Annotated in this window: 7 protein-coding genes; 5 read left to right on the top strand and 2 right to left on the bottom strand. The window is 34.7% G+C overall.

The window, feature by feature from the left end; translation table 11 throughout:
• Positions 1-1120, top strand: a 1120-nt coding sequence (locus ABY905_RS10980; protein WP_372643651.1) for an N-acetylmuramoyl-L-alanine amidase, incomplete at its 5' end; no start/stop codon positions are given.
• A gap of 56 nt (positions 1121-1176) precedes the next feature.
• A complete protein-coding gene (locus tag ABY905_RS10975; RefSeq protein ID WP_372643649.1) occupies positions 1177-2154 on the top strand; it encodes an MlaD family protein in 978 nt (325 codons plus the stop codon).
• A gap of 49 nt (positions 2155-2203) precedes the next feature.
• On the opposite strand, the gene ABY905_RS10970 is transcribed toward ABY905_RS10975, so the two are convergent.
• Complete coding sequence (locus tag ABY905_RS10970; protein WP_372643646.1) at positions 2204-2443, bottom strand: hypothetical protein; 240 nt, start codon at positions 2441-2443, stop codon at positions 2204-2206.
• A gap of 81 nt (positions 2444-2524) precedes the next feature.
• A complete protein-coding gene (locus ABY905_RS10965) occupies positions 2525-3124 on the bottom strand; it encodes an RNA polymerase sigma factor (protein WP_372643643.1) in 600 nt (199 codons plus the stop codon).
• Between the two features lie 173 nt (positions 3125-3297).
• Between ABY905_RS10965 and uvrA the strand changes: the two genes are divergently transcribed.
• From uvrA to ABY905_RS10950, 3 genes are all read left to right on the top strand, one after another.
• A complete protein-coding gene (uvrA, locus tag ABY905_RS10960) occupies positions 3298-6090 on the top strand; it encodes an excinuclease ABC subunit UvrA (protein ID WP_372643641.1) in 2793 nt (930 codons plus the stop codon).
• A gap of 54 nt (positions 6091-6144) precedes the next feature.
• On the top strand, positions 6145-6633 hold the full coding sequence (locus tag ABY905_RS10955; protein ID WP_372643639.1) for a hypothetical protein: 489 nt from the start codon (positions 6145-6147) through the stop codon (positions 6631-6633).
• A gap of 296 nt (positions 6634-6929) precedes the next feature.
• Positions 6930-8234 (top strand): carboxypeptidase-like regulatory domain-containing protein, encoded by a 1305-nt coding sequence (locus ABY905_RS10950; RefSeq protein ID WP_372643636.1) that lies wholly within the window; start codon positions 6930-6932, stop codon positions 8232-8234.
• Positions 8235-8376 lie beyond the last annotated feature (142 nt).

Genomic DNA, 8376 nt, shown 5'->3' with positions numbered 1-8376 from the left:
TTCGAATAAAATTTCACAATATATAATGAATAGAGTATTATTTTTTTCAATGTTTTTTATCCTATATTCTATAAGTTTTTTCTGTTCCGGACAAAACTCAGAATATAAAATTAACACCATCGTTATTGATGCAGGTCATGGAGGGAAAGATCCTGGAGCAGTAGGTAAACATTGCTACGAAAAAGATATCGCACTGAGTATTTCACTCAAAGCTGGAAAATATATCAAAGACAATTTTCCCAACATAGAAATTGTTTACACAAGAGAAACAGATGTTTTTATCCCTCTAAAGAAACGTCCTGAAATCGCCAACAAAAACAAGGCTGATCTTTTCCTATCCATTCATGCTAACAGCCTTGAGAATAATACAAGAACTTATGGGACTGAAACATTTATTTTAGGTCTTCACAAATCGAAAGATAATTTGGCTGTTGCGATGAAAGAAAATTCCGTGATGCTTTACGAAGATGACTACACCAATAAATACGAAGGTTTTAATCCTAAAGATCCAGCTTCATATATCATATTTAATTTGATGCATAGCTTACATATCGATAATAGTACATCGATGGCTCAACATACCGAACATCAATTTAAAAACAGAGTAGGCAGACGATCAAGAGGCGTAAAAGCTGCTGAGTTATGGGTTTTAAGAAAAGCTAGTATGCCATCCGTTTTAATCGAAGTTGGTTTTATTTCTAACCCTACTGAAGAGCGATTTCTAAGATCAGAAAAAGGGCAAGACTATATGGCATCTGGTATTTTCAGAGCCTTCAGGTCGTATAAGGAGGAAATTGAACGACACAGTTCCCGAACCCTTGAGGTGAAAGAAAAACCTATTGCAATTGAATTGTCAACAGAGGTTTATTATTGTGTGCAAATAAAATCCTCATCAAAGAAAATTTCACTAAACGCTAAGGTTTTTAAAGGACTTGCTAATGTGGCAGAAAAGCAAGTGAATGGTGTTTATAAATACTCGGTGGGACAAAGCTCAAACTTGAAGACTATTATCAACGAAAAAAAGGAAATTAAAAAAATAATTCCTGACTGTTTTATAGTTGCTTATCACAAGGGAAAGCCTATTTCTATTAAAGAAGCTAAAAAGATACAAAAATCATAATAATTATTCTCTACCTTTGATGAAGAAAGGATGAAGTAATCACACAATATTACTAAATGAAAATATCAAAAGAAGCTACTATTGGATTATTGGTTATAGCTGCCATTACGATTTTTATTTGGGGAATTAATTTCCTAAAAGGAAACAGTATATTCTCAACTGACCAATTATTTTATGCAAAATATCAACGAGTTGATGGTTTAAAAAAATCGAGTCCTGTAACTCTAAAGGGCTTCAAAGTTGGCCAAATTCAGTCTATCAAATTCAGTGAATCGAATATCAATGATTTAATTGTGTCCTTCTCGGTGGGTGACGGTTTCAAACTGCCAAACAATACGACTGCTCGAATTATTAGTTCAGATATTATGGGAACAAAGGAAATTCAGATTATTCCTGGAAATTCTAAAACCCCGTTACTAGCAGGTGACACCATTAAAGGCAGTATTGAAGGTGACTTAAAGGAACAAGTCAGTATGCAAATGCTACCTCTTAAGAATAAAGCTGAGAAATTAATGTCTAGTGTTGATTCGGTACTAACCGTGATACAATACATCTTTAATGCAGATGCTCGTGATAATATTTCACAGAGTTTAAGAAGTATTAAAAACACAATAAATAAGCTTGAGCATACATCTAGTAGTCTTGACACATTAGTGACAGGACAAAGGTCTCATATGGAAAAGATATTGGCAAATGTTGAATCTATAACCGGAAATCTTGAATCTAACGGTAAAAACATTAATAATATTCTAAGTAACTTCTCAAGTATTTCTGACTCCTTAAAACAAGCAGAAATTACTTCGACTATCAATAATGCCAACGCTGCTTTAGCTCAGGTAAATGAAATATTCCAACAAATAAATTCAGGTAAAGGTAGCATGGGAGCCTTTCTTAAAAATGATAGCCTTTACCATCATATGGAATCAGCATCGAAACATTTAGATGAATTGTTGGTTGATCTAAAAGCCCATCCCAAACGCTATGTTCAGCTTTCTATATTTGGACGCAAAGACAAGGGAAAGAAAAAGAAATAATACAAATTAAATATTCACAAAAAAGCCAGATTTAAATCTGGCTTTTTTTTTAGTTCAAAATAAGATCGTTAAGACCGTCGTACTGTGTTTTCAAATGACTATGAGCTTCAGAGTAACGCATAATTCTCTTAATCAAACTAGCTGGTGCTTCAAGCAGTGAATCATCTATATAATTGATTAAGTCCCCCGATCCCATCAAGTCATCAATAGAAATGCTTTCAAGTTCAGTAAGAAAATCATCATGATTCCTTGTTGATGCCCAACCTACAAGTGTAAAAATAGAATTCATTCGCATATATTTTGGTTTATAACATCTATAACGCGAACATTTTTATTTTAGTATATGAAATTTAGCAAAGCATTTCACTCACTATGAAATCAATAAATTGAGTTGCTTATCCTCTATCATTTTTCTTAGATTAATCAAAGCATAACGCATACGTCCTAATGCCGTATTGATACTAACATCCGTATCATCAGCAATTTCTTTAAAACTCAAGCCTTTATAGTGACGCAACACAATTACCTCTTTCTGATCTGATGGAAGACGATCGACCAATTCTTTCACTTCATAATGCACCTGAGATCGAATCATGATATCCTCACAATTGTCTTCGCTAAATTTATCTGAATTGAAAAGATCTAATTCAAAATCATCATTTGAATAAACTTTATTCATCTTCTCCTGCCTAAAATGATCGATGATCAAATTATGGGCAATACGAAATACCCAGGCTAAAAATTTACCGTTGTCACGATATTTTCCAGCTCGTAGAGATTGAATGACTTTAATGAAAACATCTTGAAAGACATCATTAGTCAGATCTTTATTTTTTACAATTAGATAAATGTAGGTATACACCCTATCTTTGTGGCGAGTTATGAGCATTTCTATCCCAGACTGGTCGCCGGAAATAAATCGCTCAATATAATATTGATCGCTTTTTAAATCAAAATTCTCCAATTTCACATTTTATATTTTAAGTAATACTGTGTAGAGATTGATCTATAAGCAAAGTAGGTTTTAGTGTGTCAATTATTATATCACTCGCAAGATTATAAATAATAAAGAGTTTTGCAAATCGTTAGAACTTAAATAAATTTGTAAGATTTTATATTTCGCTAAGAAATTCAAGGATAAACATGATTCATCAAGATAAATTCATCACCATAAAGGGAGCAAAGGTCCATAATCTTAAGAATATCGACTTAAAAATTCCTCGCAATAAATTTATTGTGATCACAGGACTATCAGGCTCAGGAAAATCATCCTTGGCTTTTGACACTCTTTATGCCGAAGGTCAGCGTCGTTATGTTGAGAGCTTATCATCCTACGCTCGTCAGTTCCTTGGGCGAATAAACAAACCTGAAGTTGATTATATCAAAGGAATTCCACCTGCAATTGCCATAGAACAAAAGGTAAACACTCGCAACCCACGTTCAACGGTAGGAACATCAACTGAGATCTACGATTATCTAAAGCTATTATTTGCTCGAGTTGGAAAAACCTACTCCCCCATTTCGAATACATTAGTAAAAAGACATAGCGTTAGCCATGTCGTAAATTTCACTCTGGAACAAGAACCAGATGCCACTGTCATGATCATGGCAGAACTTCATCCTAATGACGAACGTTCTAGAAAAGAACAACTTGAAATCCTATCACAACAAGGATTTTCAAGAATTGAAATTGAAGGAAAGGCACACAAAATCTTTGATGTTTTAGAAGATGATAAATTATTGTCCATAAAAGGAGACATCCATATTATTATTGATAGAATTCGTATTGATCAAGAAGAAGATACCCGAAATCGCTTGGCTGATTCTATTCAAACTGCCTTTTACGAAGGAAAAGGTGAATGTTTAATATCTATTTCTGACTCAAAGGATTTGAATTACCATAGTTTCTCAAACCGTTTTGAAGCTGATGGCATTACATTTGAGGACCCACACACACATACTTTTAGCTTTAATAATCCTGTTGGCGCCTGCCCTAAATGCGAGGGCTTCGGTAAAGTTATCGGTATTGATGAAGATTTAGTGATACCCAACAAAACCATGAGCATTTATGAAGATGCTGTCGTGTGTTGGAAAGGTGAAAAGATGAGGAAATGGAAAGATGAACTCGTATTTGCTGCTGAAAAATTCGATTTCCCAATTCACAAACCCTTCTTTGAACTTAGCGAAGAGCAAAAGCAATTGCTTTGGACAGGAAATAAGCATTTCAAAGGCTTACATGCTTTCTTTGCATATATCGAATCCAAACAATATAAAATTCAGTATCGTGTCATGTTATCGAGATATCGTGGAAAGACAACTTGTCCCGATTGCCGTGGAACCAGACTAAAGAAAGAAGCTGGATACATTAAGGTTACTGGTAAAAATATCCAAGATTTAGTTTTAATGTCGATCTCTGATCTCAACGAGTTCTTCAATAATCTAAAACTAGAGGGAAGTGATGAAAAGGTTGCTAAACGAATTTTAATTGAAATTCAGAATCGCCTGCAATTCCTCTCTGATGTTGGACTGGGTTACCTGACATTAAACCGACTATCAAGTAGTTTATCCGGAGGTGAATCTCAACGAATTAATCTCGCCACATCACTTGGAAGTAGCCTTGTTGGATCTCTTTACATACTTGATGAACCTAGTATTGGGCTGCATTCAAAAGATACAGAACTTTTAATTAAAGTACTCCGTCAGCTGCGTGACCTTGGCAATACGGTTGTTGTAGTTGAGCACGACGAAGACATTATCATGGCTGCTGATCAGGTTATTGACATAGGACCTTATGCTGGTCGATTAGGTGGTGAGCTGGTATTTCAAGGCGATTTGGAAGAGCTCAAGAATTCTGATGTTAGCTTAACCTCTCAATATATTTCAAAAACACGAAGCATTCCAACACCTACCACAAGGAGAAAATGGAATAACTATATTGAAATTCTCGGAGCTCGTGAGAATAATCTAAAATCATTGGATATCAAGTTCCCTCTTAACACCATGACTTTGGTTACAGGGGTTAGTGGATCAGGAAAATCATCCTTGATTAAAACCATCCTATACCCTGCCCTAAAGAAACATTATGGCGGATATTCAGATAAAAGTGGTCACTTTGATGCGCTTAAAGGCGATCTGCATATGATTAGTAATGTTGAATTTGTTGATCAAAACCCGATTGGTAAATCCTCTCGATCTAATCCGGTGACCTATTTAAAGGCTTATGATGAGATTAGAAAACTATATGCCGAGCAACAAGCAGCAAAATACAGTGGCTACAAATCGGCACATTTCTCTTTCAATATTGATGGTGGGCGTTGCGACGAATGTCAGGGAGAAGGTATCATTAAGGTAGAAATGCAATTTATGGCCGACGTTTATTTGCAGTGTGAAAGCTGTAAAGGTCGTCGCTTTAAAGATGATATACTTGATGTAAGATATCGCGAAAAAAACATTCACGACATTCTTGAAATGACCGTGAATGAGGCTACAGAATTTTTCACTGAATCAACTGGCAAAACGGAGAAGAAAATTGCTCAGCGTCTTAAGCCTTTGGTCGATGTTGGATTAGGCTATGTCAAACTGGGACAGGCCTCAAGTACTTTAAGTGGTGGTGAAAGTCAAAGAGTAAAACTCGCGTCGTTCTTAGCTAAAGAAAAAGCTGAACCTTGCCTTTTCATCTTTGATGAACCAACTACGGGACTCCATTTTCATGATATTAACAAACTTATGGATGCTTTTAATGCTCTAATTGTAAGAGGTCACAGCTTAATTGTGATTGAGCACAATATGGAGGTGATTAAATGTGCTGACTGGATTATTGATTTAGGTCCTGAAGGGGGAATTAATGGAGGTGAGCTTTGCTTTGAAGGCTTACCTGAAGATATTATACAAAAATCAGATTCATTTACCGGAGAATATTTAAAAGAAAAATTATAGACATTCATCCGTCTGGATATTTGTTTTCAAGAAAGTAATTAAAAGAACCACAATATGATAGATCTAAATTTAAAGGACGACAAACTCGTTATTGAGAATATTGAAAAATTACGTGCAAAAGGTAACATTAATGATTTACCCATTATTCTTGACTACTTGAATGCTCCAAGCAATCCTGAGATTGAAAAAGCTTTATATAATTTCATCTTCGACATAAAAGATCCAAAAGCTGTTGATCCAATTATTGCAGCCATTCAAAATGATAAATATCAGCCTATTCAGAAAAAATTAATTGAAATGTGCTGGCAATCAAGTTTAAAATTCGCCAAGCATATTGGTCTCTTTGTGGATTTACTGATTAATGGTAATTTCGAAATTGCATTTGAGGCTTTAACCGTAATTGAGAATATGGAAGAGGCCCTTGACCCAAAATCTAAGGAACATGAGATGGCCAAACTAAAAGATGCAATCTCTACCGTAAGTGAAGACCGTAAAGCGTGGTTGCACGAGGCATTCCATATTATTGAACAAGCTTCGGAATAATTATACGAATCTATTCGACATCTCATACATATTAAATATTCGAAGGCTTCATTACTTTTAAAGGTAATGGAGCCTTTCTTTTAACATCAAACTCCATTTCTTTTCAACCAGAATGCACATATGTGATTAATAGTCACCACATTAAACAACACCCAGATAAATAGTTCGTATATTTTATTATTTTACGATAGGGTATAATCCTGATTAAGCATCATAGAAGTAGAAAGACAGAAAGATCGGGCCAATCCTTCTCTAAATATTATTCTAACAGTTTTAAACATTTAAAATATACTATCATGAAAACAAATTTCAGAAAACAGGTTTTGGTATTGCTTTCATTTATACTGGTACTTTCTTTTAGTCAGGTGATGGGAGCAGAAAACATCAACTTCAAAAAGAAGAAGAAAGTTAATACCCAACAGGTCATCGACACGCTTAAGTACAATGTTTACAAGGGTGAAATTAAAAATAAAGAAACTGGGGAGATGCTTATTTTCGCCAATATCTCAGTTAATGGTTCCAATGTAGCAACTGTATCAAACAGCGATGGCGAGTTTCTTTTAAAGATTGCTAAAAATCTAGATGTAAAAACAATTACAGTTTCTCATATTGGATATAAAAACAAAGAATTTGCAATTGCTTCATTGAAACCTAGAAGGAATATTCTTGAGTTAGAATCAGCGATCATTCCTCTTGGTGAGGTTAATATTTATCCTCATGATCCTCTATTCCTAGTGCGAAGCATTTTGAACAAAGTAGCCGAAAACTACTCACTTGATCCCAACATGATGAAAGGTTTCTATCGCGAAACCATTAAGAAAAACAGAACCTATGTTGCCCTTTCTGAAGCAATTGTCAACATCAACAAGACTGGTTATAAACAAATGCGTGACGATCAGGTTCAAATTTACAAAGGACGTAAAAGTCAGGATGTCAAAAAAATGGATACCCTTCTATTTAAATTACAAGGAGGCCCTAACACAACACTTTTGCTTGACGTTATTAAAAACCCATACAACTTACTTTCAGGTGATTTTATTGAAAACTACGACTATACCTTTAAAAATATCACCAAGCTTAATGACAAGATTCACTACGTGATTGAATTTAAGCAAAAAGAAGGTATCAATCTTCCATTATACTACGGACTGTTTTATATTGATGCAAACAATTTGGCATTGAGTAGTGCAAAGTTTAGCTTAAATATGGAAAATGAATCCGAAGTTAGAAGAATGTTTATTCGTAAAAAGCCGTCTGGCGTCAAAGTAACACCGCTATCAGCCGACTACATTGTCAACTATCAAGAAAAAGGTGGCAAATGGTATTTCACTTATGCTCGTGGAGAAATAAAATTCAAATGCAATTGGAAGCGTAAATTATTCAACTCTAAATTTTCAGTAATGACTGAAATGGCTATTACCGATAGGACTGAAGGTGAAGCCTCAAGATTCAAAGCGAAAGAGCGATTTAAATCAAATCAGGTAATGGCAGATGAAATTGGAAACTTTAGTGACGAAAACTTTTGGGGAGCATCTAACACCATTGAACCCGATCAATCGATTGAAGCTGCAATTAAAAAATTAAAAAGAAAAGGGAAATAAAATTAACCTACGAAGTCATTGATTTATCCTGGAGTTCCCTCTCCAGGATATTTTCAAAACTAAACTTCGAAGCGTATAAGTAGACTTAAAAAAAAGACCTATTTTTAATTAAATATTAAAAATAAACGAAGCAGTAATAACG

The organism is Ancylomarina sp. (assembly GCF_041555295.1).
Classification (GTDB): Bacteria; Bacteroidota; Bacteroidia; order Bacteroidales; family Marinifilaceae; genus Ancylomarina.
Note: the sequence above shows the minus strand (reverse complement) of the source record. Positions and strands in the feature narration are given on the sequence as shown.